The sequence below is a fragment of the Vibrio sp. 10N.286.51.B11 genome, assembly GCF_041469245.1.
GTDB classification, from domain to species: domain Bacteria; phylum Pseudomonadota; class Gammaproteobacteria; order Enterobacterales; family Vibrionaceae; genus Vibrio; species Vibrio crassostreae_C.
This window is the reverse complement of record NZ_JBFRKI010000003.1, coordinates 132,621-153,468: the sequence shown is the minus strand read 5'-3', so window position 1 is coordinate 153,468 and position 20,848 is coordinate 132,621. Positions and strand designations below refer to the sequence as shown.

Annotated in this window: 19 protein-coding genes; 6 read left to right on the top strand and 13 right to left on the bottom strand. The window is 44.8% G+C overall.

The window, feature by feature from the left end:
* Positions 1-140: 140 nt before the first annotated feature.
* Positions 141-551 (top strand): H-NS family nucleoid-associated regulatory protein, encoded by a 411-nt coding sequence (locus AB4154_RS01855; protein WP_017060262.1) that lies wholly within the window; start codon positions 141-143, stop codon positions 549-551.
* Positions 552-745: 194 nt separating this feature from the next.
* Here AB4154_RS01855 and AB4154_RS01850 read toward each other — a convergent pair whose 3' ends face one another.
* On the bottom strand, positions 746-2,050 hold the full coding sequence (locus AB4154_RS01850) for an inosine/guanosine kinase (RefSeq protein WP_017065317.1): 1,305 nt from the start codon (positions 2,048-2,050) through the stop codon (positions 746-748).
* Positions 2,051-2,152: 102 nt separating this feature from the next.
* Entirely contained in the window at positions 2,153-2,422 is a 270-nt protein-coding gene (locus AB4154_RS01845; protein WP_010439986.1) for a hypothetical protein, read from the bottom strand.
* Between the two features lie 204 nt (positions 2,423-2,626).
* Here AB4154_RS01845 and mnmA point away from each other — a divergent pair, with 204 nt between their 5' ends.
* The 3 genes from mnmA (at position 2,627) to purB (ending at position 5,938) form a co-directional block, all read left to right on the top strand.
* Positions 2,627-3,763 (top strand): tRNA 2-thiouridine(34) synthase MnmA, encoded by a 1,137-nt coding sequence (gene mnmA / locus AB4154_RS01840; RefSeq protein WP_017068076.1) that lies wholly within the window; start codon positions 2,627-2,629, stop codon positions 3,761-3,763.
* 43 nt (positions 3,764-3,806) lie between these two features.
* Positions 3,807-4,424, top strand: a complete 618-nt coding sequence (hflD, locus tag AB4154_RS01835; RefSeq protein WP_009848813.1) for a high frequency lysogenization protein HflD — start codon at positions 3,807-3,809, stop codon at positions 4,422-4,424.
* Positions 4,425-4,567: 143 nt separating this feature from the next.
* A complete protein-coding gene (purB, locus tag AB4154_RS01830) occupies positions 4,568-5,938 on the top strand; it encodes an adenylosuccinate lyase (RefSeq protein ID WP_372122076.1) in 1,371 nt (456 codons plus the stop codon).
* Between the two features lie 314 nt (positions 5,939-6,252).
* Here purB and htpX read toward each other — a convergent pair whose 3' ends face one another.
* The gene (htpX, locus tag AB4154_RS01825; protein WP_102344686.1) at positions 6,253-7,116 is read right to left on the bottom strand and encodes a protease HtpX; all 864 of its coding nucleotides are present in this window, start codon (positions 7,114-7,116) and stop codon (positions 6,253-6,255) included.
* Positions 7,117-7,402: 286 nt separating this feature from the next.
* Between htpX and AB4154_RS01820 the strand changes: the two genes are divergently transcribed.
* A complete protein-coding gene (locus AB4154_RS01820) occupies positions 7,403-7,570 on the top strand; it encodes a hypothetical protein (RefSeq protein ID WP_017060256.1) in 168 nt (55 codons plus the stop codon).
* A 114-nt stretch (positions 7,571-7,684) separates the two neighbouring features.
* Here AB4154_RS01820 and bioD read toward each other — a convergent pair whose 3' ends face one another.
* The 4 genes from bioD to bioB are packed head-to-tail and all read right to left on the bottom strand — an operon-like array spanning position 7,685 to position 11,419.
* Complete coding sequence (bioD, locus tag AB4154_RS01815; RefSeq protein WP_017060255.1) at positions 7,685-8,368, bottom strand: dethiobiotin synthase; 684 nt, start codon at positions 8,366-8,368, stop codon at positions 7,685-7,687.
* Positions 8,365-9,168, bottom strand: a complete 804-nt coding sequence (gene bioC, locus AB4154_RS01810) for a malonyl-ACP O-methyltransferase BioC (RefSeq protein ID WP_017060254.1) — start codon at positions 9,166-9,168, stop codon at positions 8,365-8,367. The genes bioD and bioC overlap by 4 nt, the downstream gene beginning before the upstream one ends.
* Complete coding sequence (gene bioF, locus AB4154_RS01805) at positions 9,169-10,380, bottom strand: 8-amino-7-oxononanoate synthase (RefSeq protein ID WP_372122078.1); 1,212 nt, start codon at positions 10,378-10,380, stop codon at positions 9,169-9,171.
* The gene (bioB, locus tag AB4154_RS01800; protein WP_016792500.1) at positions 10,367-11,419 is read right to left on the bottom strand and encodes a biotin synthase BioB; all 1,053 of its coding nucleotides are present in this window, start codon (positions 11,417-11,419) and stop codon (positions 10,367-10,369) included. The genes bioF and bioB overlap by 14 nt, the downstream gene beginning before the upstream one ends.
* A gap of 161 nt (positions 11,420-11,580) precedes the next feature.
* Here bioB and bioA point away from each other — a divergent pair, with 161 nt between their 5' ends.
* Entirely contained in the window at positions 11,581-12,858 is a 1,278-nt protein-coding gene (bioA, locus tag AB4154_RS01795) for an adenosylmethionine--8-amino-7-oxononanoate transaminase (RefSeq protein ID WP_017060252.1), read from the top strand.
* A gap of 124 nt (positions 12,859-12,982) precedes the next feature.
* Here bioA and AB4154_RS01790 read toward each other — a convergent pair whose 3' ends face one another.
* The 6 genes from AB4154_RS01790 to lrp all read right to left on the bottom strand — a co-directional run bounded on the left by AB4154_RS01790 (position 12,983) and on the right by lrp (position 20,835).
* Positions 12,983-13,249, bottom strand: a complete 267-nt coding sequence (locus AB4154_RS01790) for a DksA/TraR family C4-type zinc finger protein (RefSeq protein ID WP_017060251.1) — start codon at positions 13,247-13,249, stop codon at positions 12,983-12,985.
* 221 nt (positions 13,250-13,470) lie between these two features.
* Positions 13,471-14,778 (bottom strand): serine--tRNA ligase, encoded by a 1,308-nt coding sequence (serS, locus tag AB4154_RS01785; protein WP_017060250.1) that lies wholly within the window; start codon positions 14,776-14,778, stop codon positions 13,471-13,473.
* A 142-nt stretch (positions 14,779-14,920) separates the two neighbouring features.
* The gene (locus AB4154_RS01780; RefSeq protein WP_372083369.1) at positions 14,921-16,276 is read right to left on the bottom strand and encodes a replication-associated recombination protein A; all 1,356 of its coding nucleotides are present in this window, start codon (positions 16,274-16,276) and stop codon (positions 14,921-14,923) included.
* Positions 16,277-16,340: 64 nt separating this feature from the next.
* On the bottom strand, positions 16,341-16,937 hold the full coding sequence (lolA, locus tag AB4154_RS01775; protein WP_017060248.1) for an outer membrane lipoprotein chaperone LolA: 597 nt from the start codon (positions 16,935-16,937) through the stop codon (positions 16,341-16,343).
* A 75-nt stretch (positions 16,938-17,012) separates the two neighbouring features.
* Positions 17,013-20,177 carry a DNA translocase FtsK 4TM domain-containing protein gene (locus tag AB4154_RS01770; protein WP_372122074.1) on the bottom strand — a complete coding sequence of 1,055 codons (3,165 nt, stop codon included), beginning with the start codon at positions 20,175-20,177 and terminating at the stop codon, positions 17,013-17,015.
* A gap of 163 nt (positions 20,178-20,340) precedes the next feature.
* A complete protein-coding gene (gene lrp / locus AB4154_RS01765) occupies positions 20,341-20,835 on the bottom strand; it encodes a leucine-responsive transcriptional regulator Lrp (RefSeq protein ID WP_004734558.1) in 495 nt (164 codons plus the stop codon).
* Between the last annotated feature and the right edge of the window lie 13 nt (positions 20,836-20,848).

Genomic DNA, 20,848 nt, shown 5'->3' with positions numbered 1-20,848 from the left:
ATAGAAATACTGCTCTGAATTTTCAACTATTCATCTCATTTTTATATTTAAATATGTAATAGAAGAAATACTATTTGTTTTATTCCTAGGCTCTGTTTATTATTAGGAAGATTATTTAGTTTACCTTGATGGAAAATATCATGTCTGAATTAACAAAAACTCTATTAAATATCCGCAGCCTTCGTGCGTTCTCACGTGAATTAACTCTTGAGCAACTTGAAGAAGCGCTAGACAAGCTGACTATTGTTGTACAAGAGCGTCAAGAGTCAGAAGCTGAAGAGCGTGCGGCTAAAGCAGAACAAGAAGCTAAACTTTCTGCTATTGCTGAACAAATTGCAAAAGACGGAATTGATGTTGCCGATCTTATTGCTGCACTTTCTGGTGAAGCAAAATCTAAAACAACAAAAGCTAAACGTGCTCCTCGCCCAGCGAAATACAAATATGTAGACGCAAACGGCGACGAGAAAACTTGGACAGGTCAAGGCCGTACGCCTTCAGCTATCCAAGAACAGCTAGATGCTGGTAAATCTCTAGAAGAGTTTGCTATCTAAGCATTTAGTTTACTTAGTGAGTAATCAATTACACGCTAAGCGATAGAATTAATATTTAAGTCGACCAAAGTATTATTTACGACTTCAATATATTCAGAAACAAAAAAGGCTCCTTTCGGAGCCTTTTTTATATTTATACTATCAGTATTAGAAACTAACTGATACTGATAGTACTACTGATTAAAGAAAGTAACTTATCTTTCCCAGTACGCTTCTTCTAGGCTATCTTCTCTTTCAGGAAGGCCACGAGATAAACGTGGAGAGTGTTGAACCAACACTTCATAGCTAGCACGGTTAGAATATTTACAAACTTGTGAGAACGAAGAGTACGTCAAGAATGAATGTTGGTGCTTACTTGAGTTTGGCACGTTTTCTTTGTGGTACTTATTCGCAGCCATATCATGTAATAAAGCTGATAACGCAGCATCACCTGCACCATTCGTATTTTTGATTTTTTCCGGACCGCCCATGTATGGCGCAATATGCGAATACACTTTGGTTGGGTTTTCACATAAATCTTTATGCGCAGGACGGCTAAATTCAAAACGGTTGAACTCTGCGATTGAACCTGGAAGTAAAGGCAGTGACGTTTCACGTTTAGCTGCATCTTCCGTGTAACCCGCCATGAATAGGCCAACAGGGCCTGCAGTACATAGAACAAGGTCTACCCACTCTAACGCTTTATCTGAAGCAGCAAGCGGATCACTCTCGCCTGTTAATGCTTCAGCTTCATCTTCATTCATTGCAACAACCGTTACATGTTGCTCAAGGAAATCTTTCCAGAATTCTGGATCATCTTGAATAACAAATTTAGTACCAAGGGTCAAAACAACAGGCACATCGTATTTCTTCGCGTATTCGATCGCTTTCATTGTAGCTTCAGGCATAGGGTCACCTGGCTTACAACGAACTAAATAAGCCGTTAAAACTAAAGCAGAAGCACTTTTGAAGATTTTTTCAGGAATGCTTTCTGGTTTTAATTGGTTCATTTGTCCTTCGCTAATTGCGAAAGTACGTTCACCGTCTTCTGTAATTAATGCAAAGCAGCGACCAATTGCGCCATCTACCCCTTGTAAATGGTTCAGGTCCATTCTGCTTGATGTATTACATAAATAGCGGTAACCGTAGCTACCAATCTTAATATCTTGGCTCATTACACCCAGTAGAGTAGAACGGTCATCCGCTAGCACTGAATAGTTGTGTAATGTGTTACCAATTGTGCCACCAGCGTATTCATTGGTAATCAGGCACTGTTCTTTTAATTCTTGATATAAAGATTCAGCGGCTGCGTCACCAATAACCAGTGAATGTCCCTTGCTCAAACCATACTTCTCAATAAGTTCAGAACTCACCTTTGCTTCAATATCCACCAATGTTTGGTCAATACCGATAATATGAGTGCGTGACATTCTTTTACTGCTTTGAGCTTGGCTCACTAGAGGATCACGAGCGTGAACCGGAAAGTAGTGCTTTGATTTACGTTGTCCAGGGAATTTCATAGGGCTAGTCTAAGTCAAGGGGAAATAGGTGGCGGATTCTACCGCGCTATATTTAACGCGGCAATCTTTCAAACTATAGCAAACGTTTGCTGAAGGTTTTTTTTATTCGCCTTCCATAAAGCTCAGATCAGGCAGCATACCCAAATGCTCTGCGTAACGTTTTTGATTGAACTCCGCGCCGTTTTTCATAACGTCAAAGACTTCAATTGCCAGTGCACATGCCATAGCCGCAATTGCCTCTTCACGAGGAGTACCAGTCATCATTAAACGCATCAGCGTCTCTTTAACTTTTACAGGTTCGCCATCTTCAAGCTGGTTTTCGATAATCTCAATCAGCTCTTCTTCTTGCATAAATTCATTTTGTTCAGACATTTTTTTATCTCAGGTCTTGGATTTCGAGCGACTATGCCACATATACTTCTGACATCCTAGCGACTCACCTCGCTCTCATGCGATTCTCTAACAAAGTCAGCGCACTATTTGTGCAAATGAAACTGTGATTCCGGTCTCGGATCTGTCACGGCGTTTCTCTTTCTGTTAGAATCTGCGACCAAGTAATAGTAACGGTGTTTAGACATGTCAGATATCAGCTCTGGAAACAGCGAAAAGAAAGTAATTGTCGGTATGTCCGGCGGTGTAGATTCGTCAGTATCGGCGTATCTTCTTCAGCAACAAGGCTATCAGGTAGAAGGCCTTTTCATGAAAAACTGGGAAGAAGATGATAACGAAGAATACTGCACGGCAGCTGAAGACCTTGCTGATGCTCAAGCGGTATGTGACAAACTAGGTATCCACCTACACACGATCAACTTCGCTGCGGAATACTGGGACAATGTATTCGAATACTTCCTTGAAGAGTACAAAGCAGGCCGCACACCGAACCCTGATATCCTTTGTAACAAAGAAATCAAGTTCAAAGCATTCTTAGAGTTTGCGGATGAAGTGCTAGACGCAGACTACATTGCGATGGGTCACTACGTTCGTCGTACTTTCCCAACTCAAGAAGAGCTTGATGCTGGCGTAAAACCAGAAATGCTACGTGGTCTAGACAGCAACAAAGACCAAAGCTATTTCCTATACACGCTAAGCTCAGATCAAGTGGCACGAAGCCTATTCCCTGTCGGTGAATTAGAAAAGCCAGAAGTGCGACGTATTGCTGAAGAGCAAGACTTGATCACAGCGAAGAAGAAAGATTCTACAGGCATCTGCTTTATCGGTGAGCGTAAGTTCACTGAATTCCTAGGCAAATACCTACCAGCACAACCGGGTAACATCGAAACACCGGAAGGCCAAGTGATTGGTCAACACCAAGGTTTGATGTACCACACGCTAGGTCAGCGCAAAGGCCTTCATATCGGTGGCACTAAAGGTGGCGGCGGTAATGAAGAGCCATGGTTTGTTGGTGAAAAAGATCTCAAGCGTAATGTTTTGATCGCAGTACAAGGTAAAGACCACCCTCTTTTGAAATCAGAAGGTTTGATCGCATCTCAACTTCATTGGGTAAATCGCACACCAATTACTGAAGTTATGACATGCACGGTAAAAACACGTTACCGTCAGACTGATATTCCTTGTACAATCATCCCAATTGATGATGAGAACATTAAGGTTATTTTTGATGAACCACAGATTGCTGTGACCCCAGGTCAATCGGCAGTGTTCTACCTAGACGAAGTATGTCTTGGTGGCGGTATCATCGAAAAACGCATCTAACTAATCGAACGACAAACGATAGAAGACAACTAGGAGTTACTACGTGGCTAATACACTTTATGACCGTACTATTGCTTTCGCCGGAATTTGCCAAGCTGTGGCTTTGGTTCAACAAGTAGCGAAAGACGGCCATTGTGATAAAGATGCCTTCGAAGCTTCACTCAGTGCTATTTTAAATACCAACCCAGCGAATACAGTTGGCGTATTTGGACGTGAAGCGAACCTAAAGCTTGGCCTTGAGTGCTTAGTAAAAGGTATCGATAGTACTCCAGCTGGTAGCGACATTACTCGCTACATTATCAGCTTGATGGCTCTTGAGCGTAAGCTATCTTCTCGCAACGACTCTATGTCTCAGCTTGGTGATCGCATTCAAACTGCAGAGCGCCAAACTGAACACTTTGATCTGTTCGACGAGCAAATGATCAGCAACCTTGCGAGCATCTACCTTGATGTTGTGAGCCCAATAGGCCCTCGTATTCAGGTTTCTGGCACACCAGCTGTACTTCAACAAACCTCGAGCCAACATAAGGTTCGCGCACTGCTTCTATCAGGGATTCGAAGCGCTGTGTTATGGCGCCAGGTTGGTGGTAAACGCCGCCACCTTATCTTCGGTCGCAAGAAGATGATCGAGCAGGCTCAAATCCTACTAGCTCGAATGTAATTTATTAGCTCGCGCCTTGTCGCGAGCTTGTTTTTTGTATCAACACAACTCTCACGCAAACGATTGCGCAATATGCGTGACAATTGAGATTGTTACTGGTATAAACCTCTCAAAATTTAGAAAACTCAATTCAGGAGAACACCATGGAACTGTCAGCATTGACTGCTGTTTCACCAGTAGACGGCCGTTACGGAAGTAAGACTATTGCATTACGCAGCATCTTTAGTGAGTTTGGACTACTAAAGTACCGCTCTATCGTTGAAATTCGTTGGTTACAAAAGCTTGCAGCTACTGATGCAATCAAGGAAGTACCAGCGTTCAGTGCAGAAGCTAACCAGTTTCTTGATGAACTAGCCGCTAACTTCAGCGAAGAAGACGCTCTGCGTATCAAAGAGATCGAGCGCACGACAAACCACGACGTAAAAGCGGTTGAGTACTTCTTGAAAGAGAAAGTTGCGGGCGTTCCTGAGCTTCACGCAGTTAACGAATTCATTCACTTTGCATGTACTTCTGAAGACATCAACAACACATCTCACGCGCTTATGCTTAAAGAAGCTCGTGACACAGTGATTCTTCCAGAAATTCGTAACGTAATTGATGCTATCAAAGCACTTGCGAACGAGTACCGTGACATTCCTCTTCTTTCTCGTACACACGGTCAGCCAGCTTCTCCTTCGACTATGGGTAAAGAGATGGCTAACGTTGCGTACCGTATGGAACGTCAATACAAGCAAATCGAAAGCGTTGAGATCCTAGCGAAAATCAACGGCGCGGTAGGTAACTACAACGCACACCTTTCTGCATACCCAGAAGTTGAATGGCACCAGTTCTCTGAAGAGTTCATCACTGAATCTCTTGGCGTAACTTGGAACCCGTACACAACTCAAATCGAACCTCACGATTACATCGCTGAGCTATTCGACGCGGTTGCTCGTTTCAACACGATTCTTCTAGACTTCGACCGTGACGTTTGGGGCTACATTGCTCTTGGTCACTTCAAGCAGAAGACTATTGCTGGCGAAATCGGTTCTTCTACAATGCCGCATAAAGTTAACCCAATTGACTTCGAAAACTCTGAAGGCAACCTTGGTCTAGCTAACGCAGTATTTAGCCACCTTGCACAAAAACTTCCAGTTTCTCGCTGGCAGCGTGACCTTACTGACTCTACGGTTCTTCGTAACCTAGGTGTGGGTGTTGGCTACGCAATCATTGCATACACTTCGACTCTGAAAGGTATTAGCAAGCTTGAAGTTAACCGCGCTGCGCTACTTGCTGAACTAGACAAGAACTGGGAAGTATTGGCTGAACCAGTACAAACAGTAATGCGTCGTTACGGCATCGAAAAACCATACGAGAAGCTAAAAGAGCTAACTCGTGGTAAACGTGTAGATGGCGAAGGCATGCGTGCATTCATCGATGGTCTTGAGATCCCTGCAGACGAGAAAGTTCGTCTGAAAGAGATGACTCCAGCAAACTACATCGGTCAAGCAATCGAGCTAACTGACAAGCTGTAATATTCGAATTTCGAATCGCAGAATAGACTAAGGCTTCCCATGTGGAAGCCTTTTTGTTGAGCGGAACAAAGTGTATTGAGCACAAGAGACGTCAGCAAAATAATACAAAGCAACCCAGTATCATTACCCTACTCATCTCAATCCGTGCGATATCAACCAATCAATATCGTAATGCTTCATCACCGGTAACCCTCTATCGCCAGACACCTATTCCTCGAATACTTACTGTCTTAGATGCCAAGATCAAAAAAGACCTCCCGAAGGAAGCCTTTCAAATGTATCTTGTCGATTAGCGACTGAAGAATACGTAGCGATTACATGTTACGTAGAGAAGCAATACGCTTGTCTAGCGGCGGGTGGCTCATTAGAAGCTCTGTTAGAGACTTCTTACCGTTGATACCAAATGCCATCATAGAACCTTCTAGTTGTGGCTCATGGCTCACCTTTAGACGCTCTAGCGCTGCAATCATCTTCTCTTTACCAACCAAGTGCGCAGCACCTGCATCAGCATGGAACTCACGGTGGCGGCTGTACCACATGGTAATGAAGCTCGCTAGGAAACCAAATACCAGTTCCAGCACCATAGACACACCGAAGTACACCATCATGTTGCTGCCACCCTCTTCTTCGTTGTCATTCGACGCAACAATGTTGGCGATGAAACGAGATAGGAAGATAACGAACGTGTTCACAACACCTTGCATTAGGGTCATCGTCACCATGTCGCCGTTTGCGATGTGGCTAACTTCATGCGCTAATACCGCTTCAGCTTCGTCACGTGTCATGTTGTGCAGAAGGCCTGTTGATACCGCTACCAATGAATCATCACGCTTAGCACCTGTTGCGAATGCGTTGATGTCTGGCGAATCGTAGATCGCCACTGTTGGCATACCAATACCAACTTGTTGAGCTTGACGGCTTACCGTCTCCATCAACCAATGTTCTGTTTCATTACGTGGGCTCTCAATGACCATGCCGCCAACTGAGCGTAGCGCCATTTTCTTTGACATCATTAATGAAATGAATGAGCCGCCAAAACCAAATACCGCAGCCATTAACAGCAAGCCTGAGAGGCTTCCTGGTTGCATACCTGTAACTGCGTATACAATATTAAGAACAACACTTAGTACCAATACAACCGCAAGGTTGGTTGCAAGGAACAACATTACTCGCTTCATTACTTATCTCCGCATGAAAGCTGTTTTTATAAAACTTATTGTTATAGACAAGGCAGACAGCAATTTATTCCAACCTTGAGACTTATACTTACTTATACTTACTTATACATATAGTCTTAGATTAAGAAAACAAGGTTAAGCATTAAATTGCAACATTTGATTACGAGACCATATCCGAATTAAATCCACTCTATTAGACCTAAGTCGTATGGTGTCGATATAACAATCCGTTTACAGTGACTTCAGATGATTTATTGGCTAGTCCATGTACAAAAAGGAAAGGATCATGGTTGAAGGTACTAACACTCAAATGGCTATCGATTTACTGTGCTGTCACCTAGGGATTACTGAAGAAGAAGCGAAAAAGCAGGTTGGAATCCTAACACCGCAAACGGCACAGACAAAAATCACAGAAACTCAGCAAGCTTTAATGGGACTGACTAAAGAACATTAGTTCTAAGCTTGTTTATTAAAAGACCGGTTGTTTATCAACTCAAGGTCTAAAGGCTTAAAATAGCAAAAGGGCTGCAATCGCAGCCCTTTTCTTATTTAGTACATAACGTGGTAATTAAAGCGCAAGCAAAGGCTGCACATCAATGTACTTACCAATGTTTTTAGACTTCGCTTTTGGGACGTAAGGGATTTCACCTAACTTAGGTGCACCTAACTTATCTTCAAGCATCGCAATAATATCTGCGTAGTGCTCAGTACCTGGATTGATACGGTTTGCGACCCAACCTACTAGGTTTAGGCCATCAGCACGAATAGCTTCTGCCGTTAATAGAGCGTGGCTCAAACAACCAAGTTTAATACCCACAGTCAGTACCACTGGCAGTTGCTCTTTTTTAACCCAGCTAGAAAGATATTCATCGTCTGAAACCGGGACTCGCCAACCACCAGCACCTTCAACTAACACGATGTCAGAGTTTTTCTTATGCTCTTCTAGCTTCGCTGATAATACCGCCTCATCAATTACAACACCATCATGCTTAGCAGCGATGTGAGGCGATGATGGTAGCAACAACGCGTATGGATTGACGTCTTCGTAAGCAATATCTTGCGTCGCCGCTTCTTGAAGATGCAGTGCATCACTATTACGTAGTCCTTCAGGGGATTTTTCACTCCCTGCAGCAACTGGCTTGTAACCAATTGTTGATAAATCTTGTGCGGCCAAAGCTTGAAGAATCGCTTTTGAAACCACAGTTTTTCCCACTTCGGTATCCGTACCTGCAATGAATAATGCATCAATCATAATTGAATAACCCCTAAACAAACTTGATATGTTGCTGGTAAGAAACCTTGATGGTTCTTAAACTCTCGATATTCCCGATCAACAAGCTGCAACATGCGACGACTTGTTAAACCTTGTGAGCGACCACTTACGTGATTAGCGCCGATACCTTTAAGGTCGCGCATCAGTTCAAACGCAGTGTCGTACCAAACGGTGATGGTGGGCAAGTCTAGTTGATGAACGGTACAGCTAGATTGCGCTAACGCAATTTTTACCTTATTGATTGTAATAAAATGGTTAACGTGTTGATGTGCGTCAATTTTGGACCACGACTTTTTCAGTTCAAACAGCGACCCATCAAGCAAAGTTGAGAAAATAACACGCCCACCAGCCGCTGTAACACGCTTCATCTCTCTCAAAGGCGACGACAAATCGTCACACCATTGCAACGCAAGGCTAGAGAAAACGATGTCAAAGCACCCATCTTCAAACGGCAATTGTTCGGCATCGGCTTGTTGATATAAAGATACAGATGCACCACACCGCTTCTCTGCTGTTGCTAGCATTCCAACAGAAAGATCAGCGCAAACCACTTCGGCGCCTCGTTTTACAAGTTGCTCGGAGAAATAGCCAGTACCACAACCTAGATCCAGCACCTTAAAGCCTGACAGATCGCTGGGTAATTTATCCAGTAATCGGTGGCCAACATCGCGTTGAAATTCAGCGTGTTTGTCATAGGTTGTTGCCGCTTTACCAAAGGCTTCGGCAATCGCACTCTTATCTTGGCCAACGTAATTATGCACTACTGCTTCTTGTGACATTTACTGAGCCTCTTTATTTGATTCAAAGCTTGGATGGATACCCGGTTCAGTGCTTAAGTCGATGTTTCGTTCAATAGCTTGATGCAACGACCTGGTTAACTGGAGAATCTGTTTTGGGCTATGGTTAGCTGTTAACGTGATTCGTAATCGAGCAGTTCCAGCAGGTATGGCTGGCGGCCTTATTGCGGTCACCCAAACTTGGTTTTGCTTTAACTCTTCAGCTATTGATAATGCCGCTTGTGCTTCACCTATCACAAATGGCTTAATCGGAGTCTGAGTATCCACAAAGCCTTTCAAGCCGCTCACCTGCTCTGCATAGAGAGACCCTAACTCAGTCAGCTTTTCTCGGCGCCACTCTTGAGTTTGAGTCATCTTACAGGCATGAGATAAAGCCACCGCTTGTGAAGGTGGCATCGCCGTCGAGTACACATGATGACGAGCAAACTGAGTTAAGTAATCACCCACTTCTGACGAACAAAGAATCGCAGCACCAGAAACGCCAAATGCTTTGCCAAAGGTCACCACCAAAATATCGGGGGAGATTTGTGCTGCACTGCAACTCCCAGCTCCTTTATCACCTAATACGCCGATACCGTGGGCATCATCAACCGCCAACCAACTGTCGTATTGATGAGTCAGGTTAGATATCTGGCTGAGAGGCGCTTGATCGCCGTCCATGCTGAATACGCCCTCAGTGACGACCAAGGATTGTAGAGATCGGCTTAATAGAGACTCTAGATGCTGCGTGTCGTTGTGTTTAAAGCGTTTCATGGTTGCATGAGAAAGCATCCCCGCTTCCATCAAAGAGGCGTGATTAAGCTTGTCTTGCAGCAGAGAGTCGTCTTTTTCGAGCAGAGAAAACAACAAGGATTGGTTCGCACTGAAACCAGAACTAAAGAGAATCGCACGTTCAAAGCCCAACCATTCACACAGCTGAGCTTCTAAATTTCTATGAGCAGGACTAAAACCCGTGACCAATGGCGATGCCGCACTGCCAGCACCATAAAGGGAAAGCCCAGCTTGCCACGCCTCCACCAATTCAGGGTCGTTCGCCAAGCCTAGGTAATCATTACTCGAAAAATTAATAAAGCGAGAACCTTCGCAATTAAGCAAAGGACCATTACTGTTTTCGAGCACTTTAAGTTGACGAGTTAGCCCCTGCTCACGGCGTTGAACAAGGGCATCTTTGATACGGGATTTAAACAGTGGCATCGTAGAACATGTCATCTTTCGTTGGACGAGCAGCAACGCGCTCCACTACTTGATCTAACAGTTCGTTTTCTTGAATTTCATCAGGCTTCTGAGCCACTTGTTGGCTGTTGATGCCTAACTTCTTAAACAGCTGCATGTCCGTGTCTTCATCTGGGTTTGGCGTAGTCAGTAGCTTACAACCGTAGAAGATAGAGTTCGCGCCAGCCATGAAGCACATCGCCTGCATCTGTTCATTCATATTCTCGCGACCTGCAGATAGACGAACCGCTGACATTGGCATCATGATACGAGCAATCGCAATCAACTTAATGAAGTCAAAAGATTCAACATCATCGACGTTTTCCATCGGTGTGCCTTTCACTTTCACGAGCATGTTGATTGGCACACTCTCAGGGTGTACCGGAAGGTTCGCTAGCTCTACCAGCAGGCCTGCACGGTCATTGGTACTTTCGCCCATACCAATAATGCCACCAGAACAGATCTTCATACCGGCATCACGTACGTGAGATAGCGTATCTAAACGATCTTGGTAAGTACGAGTGGTGATGATGCTGCCGTAAAATTCTGGAGACGTATCAAGGTTATGGTTGTAGTAGTCCAAACCTGCGTCGGCTAGCTCGCCTGCTTGATCCGGCGTTAACATGCCCAATGTCATACAGGTTTCTAGACCCATGCCTTTCACACCTTTGATCATATCAGTTAGGTGAGGCATATCGCGCTCTTTCGGGTTTTTCCATGCCGCGCCCATACAGAAGCGAGTTGAGCCCGCATTCTTGGCTTTTTGCGCCGCATCCAAAACACGCTCAACTTCCATTAAGCGTTCTTTGTCGACATCCGTTCGGTAGTGAGCACTTTGAGGGCAATACTTACAATCTTCAGGACAAGCACCTGTCTTTATCGATAAAAGCGTACTCACTTGCACGTGGTTGTGCTCTTGGTACTGTCTATGAACGACTTGAGCTTCAAACATTAAATCCATAAACGGTTTTTCAAGCAGCGCTGTTACTTCAGCAACTGTCCAGTCATGACGAACTTCCACGTGTCGATCCTTTTTTTATTTTTTTGATGTTACAACTCTGTGTCTAGAGTTTGCATTTATGCTTGGCTAGTCTACCGACAAGCTTTAGACTGTCAACACATTGATAATATCAAAAGTTTACATCTGGTTATTTTTTAATCACACCAAGAATGGAAGTTACTATGGATCTCGCCTTTGATCGCCAGCATATCTGGCATCCCTACACATCAACGTTAACACCTCTGACCTGCTACCCGGTCACCAATGCAGACGGTGTTTACTTAGAATTAGAAGGCGGAATACGAATTATTGATGGCATGTCATCTTGGTGGTCAACCATCCACGGCTACAATCATCCAGAGCTAAACGCTGCAGCTCATAGTCAAATCGATAAGGTTTCACACGTTATGTTTGGTGGCATCACCCACCAGCCCGCTATCGATCTATGTAAGAAGCTTTTGAATCTCGCGCCAAGTAATCTTGAGCATGTATTTTTGGCCGATTCAGGTTCAGTTGCCGTAGAGGTTAGCCTCAAGATGGCATTGCAATATTGGCACGCTAAAGGACAACCTCGTTCAAAGTTCCTCACACTAAGAGATGGCTACCACGGTGATACCTTTGCGGCGATGTCAGTGACCGACCCTGACAATTCGATGCACAGCCTCTACAAAGGCTTTTTGCCGGAACATATTTTCGCTGATTCGCCAAAAACAGGCTTTTGGGATGAGTGGAACTCAAGTGACATCGATAGTTTTCGAGAAAAGCTGGCAGCACACCATCAAGAAGTCGCAGCGGTGATCTTAGAGCCTATCGTTCAAGGGGCTGGCGGCATGCGCATCTACCACCCTGAGTTCCTAAAACAAGTTCGCTTGCTGTGTGATGAATTCAACGTATTGCTGATCTTGGATGAGATTGCGACCGGATTTGGCCGCACAGGGAAACTGTTCGCTTGTGAGCATGCCGATGTTCAACCGGACATATTATGCGTAGGCAAAGCTTTAACTGGTGGCTATATGACATTGTCAGCGACGCTTGCGAGTAAGGAAGTTGCTGACACGGTATGTGGCGGTGAAGCAGGCTGCTTTATGCATGGGCCAACCTTTATGGGCAACCCATTGGCTTGCGCAGTCGGTGCGGCAAGTTTATCCATCATCGAGCAAGGCCATTGGAAAAATCAGACTCAACAGATTGAACAGCTCTTTTCTGAGTTGTTACCACCGTTGCGAGAACATGAACTGGTTAAAGACGTGCGTTGGTTAGGCGCTATTGGCGTCGTTGAAACTCACACACCCGTCGATATGGAAGCCATTCAAGCTCACTTTGTAGAGCAAGGCGTTTGGATCCGTCCGTTTGGTAAGCTAATTTATATGATGCCTCCGTTTATTATCAAACCACAACATATTGAGCAATTGGTCGCTGCTATCGACACTGCATTACAAAATACTCATTGCTTTAAATAAGGCGTTTATTGCTCTAAACAAGAGCGACGATTATTTCTATATATCTTCATTAATAAATCATTTAATTAAACTAAAAGGCCTTACATAAAAGTAAGGCCTTAACTGCTTGAAGGTAACCGTCAGTTTAACGTAATTGGCTATCTTTACTTGCTCGACGGTTAAACAATGAATGTCGATGTGCGTCATGCTCTAATATTGACTGACATTCTATACACAAACGAACGCCTTTGATCGCGCGTCGTCTTTGTTCCGGAATCTCATCACCACACTCATCACAATAACGCAAACCCTCACCACCTCGAAGGTTTCCTCTTACACGAGAGATCTCATCATCGATGGTATTTTGTATTTGCTGGCTGACACTATCGTCACCTGCCCATCCTACGGCCATAAGCCCTCCTCAGTATTTGAACGAGAAAATCTATACCTACCGCGGTAAGAGCATATTATAGCCACATTTAAGGATTGTAATAATTATCAAAATCAATAAAACACTATTACACATAGGTAACAAAAATTATTTATTTCTCGCCACTGCACTATTCTATAGGCAATAAAAAACCCAGCCTGTTGGCTGGGTTTTATAAGTAACCTAATGCTTAATCAATCTAATTAACCGATGTGCGTTACGCCGCCCATGTATGGTTGAAGTACTTCTGGGATAGCAATACGGCCATCTGCTTCTTGGTTGTTCTCAAGGATAGCAACCATAGTACGACCAACAGCAAGACCAGAACCGTTTAGTGTGTGTACAAGTTCAGGTTTTTTCTCGCCTTTACGACGGAAACGAGCTTGCATACGACGCGCTTGGAAATCCCACATGTTTGAACAAGAAGAAATCTCACGGTAAGTCTCTTGTGCTGGAACCCATACTTCTAAGTCGTAAGTTTTCGCAGAACCGAAGCCCATGTCACCTGTACATAGAATCACTTTACGGTAAGGAAGCTCTAGAAGTTGAAGTACTTTCTCAGCGTGGCCAGTTAGCTCTTCAAGCGCTGCCATTGAGTCTTCTGGCTTAGTGATTTGTACTAATTCAACTTTATCGAATTGGTGCATACGGATAAGACCACGAGTGTCACGACCGTAAGAACCCGCTTCAGAACGGAAACACGGCGTGTGAGCTGTCATCTTAAGTGGCAGTTCAGCTTCATCAGTGATCGTGTCACGAACCATGTTCGTTACCGGTACTTCCGCAGTAGGGATAAGCGATAGAGTCTTAAGAGGTACGTCACTTACTTGCTCAGTTAGCGGGCTTGTGTGGAACAAGTCTTCGCCGAACTTAGGAAGTTGACCAGTACCGTAAAGGCTATCGTGGTTCACTAGATACGGTACGTACATTTCTGTGTAGCCGTGCTCATCAGTGTGAAGGTCCAGCATGAACTGAGCAATAGCACGGTGTAGACGTGCAAATTTGCCTTTCATCACGATGAAACGAGAACCCGAGATTTTAACTGCGCTAGCAAAATCAAGACCGCCAGACATTTCGCCAAGATCGACGTGATCTTTCACTTCAAAGTCGTAAGTCTTAGGTTGACCCCAACGAGAAACTTCTACGTTATCGTCTTCATCTTTACCATCTGGCACTTCTGCATCAGGTAGGTTAGGAATAGACATTGTGATCGTTTCTAGCTCAGATTGAAGATCAGCCAATGCTACTTTAGCTTGGTCTAGTTCTGCGCCTAAGTTGCCTACTTCTGCAAGGATACGCTCAGCTTCTTCATGGTCGCCTTTTGCTTTCGCTTGACCAATGGACTTCGATCGAGAGTTACGTAACGCTTGTAGCTCTTCAGTTTTCATCTGAAGGGACTTACGTTTTTCTTCAAGTTCACGAATTGTCTCTACATCAAGGGTGAAGCCTCGACGTGCTAATTTTGCCGCTGTTTCATCCAGCTCAGCTCGAAGTAATTTAGAATCCAGCATTGCTAATCCTATGCTTTAGTTATTTGAATATTCAGTAGCTTGCTACTGAATCACTGCTAAACCCCTAAAACTGGTGTTATTTCGACCAATTTATAACGATTTAATTGAAATTTTATGACTAGGTAACGATATCCAAAAAAGACTACTTTTCATAGCGTTTTTGTGGGCTTTTTGCGTCCAAATCCGCCAGATAATCTAGCTTCTCGCCAATTTTGGTCTCTAAGCCTCGTTTTGTTGGGAAATAGTATTGCTTCTCTCCCATTTCAGGAGGCAGATACTTTTCACCAGCGGCGTAGGCTCCTGGTTCGTCATGAGCATAACGGTATTCTTGCCCGTAGCCCATGTCCTTCATCAAAGTTGTCGGTGCATTTCGCAAATGATGCGGCACTTCATATTCAGGAAGATTGTGAGCATCTGTTAACGCTTGCTTCCACGCGGTGTAAACGGCGTTACTCTTTGGTGCACATGCGAGATAAACAACCGCCTGCGCAATCGCACGCTCCCCTTCAGCAGGGCCAATGCGCGTGAAGCAATCCCAAGCCGACATCGCTACCTGCATGGCGCGAGGATCAGCGTTACCGATATCTTCAGAAGCAATCGCCAGCAAGCGTCTAACGATATACAAAGGATCACAACCCGCAGCAATCATTCGTGCTGACCAGTACAAGGCCGCATCAGGGTTTGAGCCACGAATTGACTTATGAACCGCGGAGATTAGGTCGTACCAAATATCACCCTTGTTATCGAAACGAGCGACTTTCTCACCAGCCACTTCAGCCAACAACTGCAAGGTTATCGCTTTCTCGCCTTTATCGTTGTCTTCTGCCATGTCATACAGCAGTTCAAGGTAGTTAAGCGACATACGCGCGTCGCCGTTAACCAGTTCTGCAAGGCGATCTAAAACATTATCAGCAAAATCAACAGGCACATCACCGAACCCACGTTGCTTATCTTCAATCGCTTGGCGAATGACAAGAGAAATATCATCTGTGTTCAGGGACGTCAGTTTGTAGACACGCGCACGTGACAACAAAGCATTGTTCAATTCAAAAGAAGGGTTTTCTGTCGTCGCACCAATAAAGGTCACGGTGCCATCTTCGATATGAGGCAGAAAAGCATCTTGCTGACTTTTGTTAAAGCGATGGACTTCGTCCACAAACAGGATGGTTCTGCGCCCTGCTTGCTTGTTCTCGCGCGCTTTTTCAATTGCAATACGAATGTCTTTTACGCCCGAGGTTACCGCCGATACACGTTCCACTTCAGCATTCGCATAGTTTGCTGCAACTTCGGCTAACGTCGTTTTACCGGTGCCCGGAGGCCCCCACAAAATCATCGAGTGGATATGGCCCGCTTCCAACGCTCTGCGAAGTGGTTTACCTGGGCCTAATATATGCTGCTGACCGATGTACTGTTCGACAGTTTCCGGTCTCATACGAGCAGCAAGGGGACGAAAATCTTCGTCCCCCGCAAAATCTAAGCTGTAATTACTCAATTGCAATCTCTTGATTCGTTGATGGCATTAATGCCTATCGACGTACTACCAAACGATCTGCTTGTTTAGATCAGTTTCTTTGGTCGTCGACCTCGACACCTTCCGGTGCCACAAAAGTAAAGCGGTCTGCTGCAGGTTTACCCAAATCAACATTGCTAAAGGTAAACTCACCTTTTTGACCGTCTTGTTCAATCACATTAAAGCCCTGAACAATGCCCTTTTCGGTGATATTAATCTGGAAGTCACCCTGATTAGAATCGACAGCAGTTGGCGTTAGCGTGAATTGGTTACCCGTTTGCGCCACATTATAATTATCCCAATCACTTTCTTGGTTACGTGTAAGCAGGACAAAAGGTGTCTGTGATGTCGCTTGCTCTTGCCAATAAATGCTCACTTGCTCAATGAACGGGCTGTAGTACCACAAGCTTTGGCCATCAGATACCAACAAGTTTTCATCAGGGAACGTGGTCTCCCAGCGGAACAGGCTTGGGCGTGCAATCTCTACCGTGCCCTCACCTTCCATAACAACATCACCATCAGGGCTGGTCACGACTTGTTTAAAGTCAGCGCTGAAGCCTGCGTTTAATGCCAAGCGGCTACTCAACTCTTCTTTCGGAGAAGCAAACACTGAGAAGCTCATAAATAAAAGTGCGAATACTTTTTTCATCAATAATCCTGTTAGAACATAAGTCGGTCATATTTTCGATTTGACCGACTGAATAGTTATGAGTTCCTACCGGAACTAATCTTTTGGTGGCGCTGGTGCTAAGACTTCTCGGTTACCGTTATGACCTGGAGCACTTACGATACCTTGAGCTTCAAGTTGCTCGACAATACGTGCAGCACGGTTGTAGCCAATCTTGAATCGACGCTGTACACCTGAAACTGAGCCACGACGTGAATGAACAACGTGTTCTACCACCTGATCAAACAGAGGATCGACCTCTTCATCACCTTCCATCTTCTCACCCGGAAGCAAGGTTTCTGGAGTTTGTTCGCCGTTGGTGATTTCATCAATATAGTTTGGCTTACCACGCGCTTTCCAGTTATTCACGACTGCGTGTACATCGTCATCAGATGCAAAGGCACCGTGAACACGAGTTGTATGGCTAGAACCAGGAGGCAAGTAAAGCATATCACCCATGCCCAATAGTGATTCCGCACCACCTTGGTCAAGGATAGTTCGTGAATCCGTTTTAGTTGATACCGTAAAGGCCACACGGGTTGGAATGTTCGCTTTAATAAGACCAGTAATAACATCCACTGATGGACGTTGCGTCGCTAGGATCAAGTGAACACCCGCCGCACGTGCTTTTTGTGCCAAACGTGCAATCAGTTCTTCAACCTTCTTACCAACCACCATGATTAGGTCGGCAAATTCATCAACGATAACCACAATGTAAGGCAGTTTCTCAAGCAATGGCGCTTCTGGGTCCATGCTGTCGCCCGGCTTCCACAGTGGATCGTGAATTGGGTGACCCGCTTCCGCTGCCATCTTAAGCTTATCGTTGTAACCTTTAATGTTACGAACGCCTAATGCTGACATCAGCTTATAACGTCGTTCCATCTCGCCAACACACCAACGAAGGGCGTTCGACGCATCTTTCATGTCGGTTACCACTTCAGACAATAGATGAGGAATACCCTCATAAACCGATAGCTCAAGCATTTTCGGGTCGATCATGATGAAGCGAACATCTTCCGGTGATGCTTTGTAAAGCATACTCAGAATCATTACGTTCACACCTACCGACTTACCAGAACCGGTTGTACCTGCAACCAGAACGTGAGGCATTTTCGATAGATCAGCAATAACGGCTTCACCAGCGATGTCTTGTCCTAGAACCACTGTCGTTGGCGATTTCGCTTCTTGGAACTGAGGGCTAGCAACCACGTCTGAGAAGAATACCGTTTGGCGACTCATATTCGGCAGTTCTAAGCCAACATAAGGTTTACCCGGAATCACTTCTACGACACGTACTGCCAATGCAGAGAGCGAACGCGCTAAGTCCATAGAAAGGCCAGAAATACGGCTTACTTTCACACCTGGAGCCAGATCAAGTTCGAATCGAGTGATTACTGGACCTGGGAAAATGTCGACAACGTCTGCTTTGATCTTGTAGTCCGCTAGCTTAGATTCAACAAGACGAGCAATTGCCTCTAGCGCATCACGGTCAATAAAGGTTTCACGCTTTTCAGGGTGGAATAACAATTCAAGCGTGGGTAATGGCTCAGCAGGCTTAGGTAAATTAACATCTTGTTGAACCAAGAACGGATTCTGCGCCGCTGCCATATTCGCTTGGGCTTCAGAAACAATGCTTTGGAATGCGGCGACATCTTGATCTTGATCTTGATGCGCAGGTTCTTCTTCCCAAGGAAGATCAACAGTTGGCTCTAGGTTTTGTGCTGTTGGCTGTTCAGGTTCTGAATGTTCTTCTTGATAAGGGAAAGGTTCAAACTGTTCTTCGATTAATGCTGCGTCAGCTAATTCAGCTTCAGCCTGTTCTGATTCAAGCTCTGAGCCCTGTTGGTAGCTTTGCTCTTCCGTAACATCAAACGGTGAAGGTTGTGCAGAGAAATCGTCTTCCACGGTTGCTTCTGGCTCGCCCATAGGTGAAGCGTATAAAGATTCAGGTTGAACATCTTCAGAACCAAATTCGCCATTTACTTGTGGTGAGCTATCTAATTCTGGTTCAGCACTTCTAAGGTCAGCATGAGCAGGGCCAACTTCTGGTTGTTCGTTCTGCATGTATTGTTGGTAAGCAACCTGAGAATCATGCGCGTCAACCTGATCTTGTTCTGCTAGGTCATCTTCATACATGGCCGCATTTTCTAGCTGCTCTATCGTTGCATTCAACTGTTTAGAGCGCTCAATACCTTCTTCTAGCGGTTCTTCTGGCGCTTGGTAAACAGCTGCTGCAGGGATCGTTTGCTCTGACTCAATTACCGCTTGAGGCTGAACCTGAGGTTCTTCATGAACAGGAGCTTCTTGTTTCGCAGGAGCATCGACAGGCATATGAATATTGTAATGACGCTTCGGCGATGCAGCATTGTCTCGCGCATTTGTCGCCACGTCTGCCGACTCATTGGTCGCAGAAAAACTCATCGCAGGATCTAGCGGATCATGCTCTGTTGATTCTTTGTTGCCTTCTATAGCAGGAACATCGCGGTAAGTTGGCGCTTGATGCTGCTGATGACGTTCTTCGATTAAATCGCGGTCTGCTGATTCTCTTAATTGAGGCTCAAGCAGCTCTTGGTCTTGGCCACGAGCCTTATTAACAGTAGACGTGAAAAATTTGATGGCACATTCACCCAACCATTCCACAATGCTTAGCCAAGAGATACCGGTTAATAGAGTGAAACCAGCACCCCATAAGAAAAGAAGAACCAGCGTACTACCAAGAACATTCAACGTTGGAAGTGCAAGGCTTGTTAAAACGTCACCTACCACGCCACCGGATGAAAAGTACCAGATGTCGTCAAAATTGATATCCGCTAAACCACAACTCGTAAGAATTAGGATAGTCAGGCCAAGTAAGCGAGTGCCCCACAGCATGAAGTCGATCTGCTCGTCTTCATTACGTTGGCGGAATAAAACCCACGCAGCAACCGTCACTAAGATAGGCAGAGGGTAAGCCAAAGAGCCAAATACGAAGAAAAGCGTATCCGCCAACCAAGCACCTAGGTAGCCACCCGCATTTTGAATGTCACCACCCCACGCCGTTTGCGACCATGATGGGTCTGCAGGACTAAAAGTTAATAACGCAACGGCAAGTAGAATAGAGAAGAGAACACCGAGAATCAGACTGCACTCTTTGAGACGTTGAGAACCACTCAAACGAGGAGACTGAGGCTCTTCACTCGTTTTAATGATTGTTTCTACTTTATTACTGCTCTGCTTGAACATAAACCAACTTAATAATTAAACGGGATAAAAACATCTCGAGCGGCCAAAGCCGCTCGTTTCAATGAAACTACTGTTGATTTAACCATATCAAACAGAAAAACCCAATTCCAGAAAGCAAGAAAGCGGAACAAATGTCCGCTTTCTTTCATTTCACCAATTGTGACTAACGAGTTTTAATCACAAGTTGATTGGTTTGTTTCACTTCTTCCATTACTACGTAAGTTCGAGTGTCGTTTACGCCCGGTAGACGAAGTAACGTATCACCCAGTAGCTTACGGTAAGCACCCATATCCGATACACGTGTTTTTAGAAGATAGTCAAAATCACCCGACACTAAATGACACTCTTGGATGTCATCCAGTTTCTGCACAGCGGTGTTGAATTGTTCGAACACATCTGGCGCACCACGGTTCAACGTAATTTCAACAAACACTAAAAGTGAAGCATCAAGGTACTGTGGGTTCAGCAACGCTGTGTACCCAGTAATGTAACCTTGACGTTCTAAACGACGAACACGTTCAAGACATGGAGTTGGAGAAAGTCCTACTCGTTTTGAGAGTTCAACGTTTGAGATACGACCGTCTTTTTGCAACTCATTAAGAATGTTGCGGTCAATACGATCTAGTTCCTTGGACGGCTTCTTATAATTGTCTGCCATTTTTTATTCCACC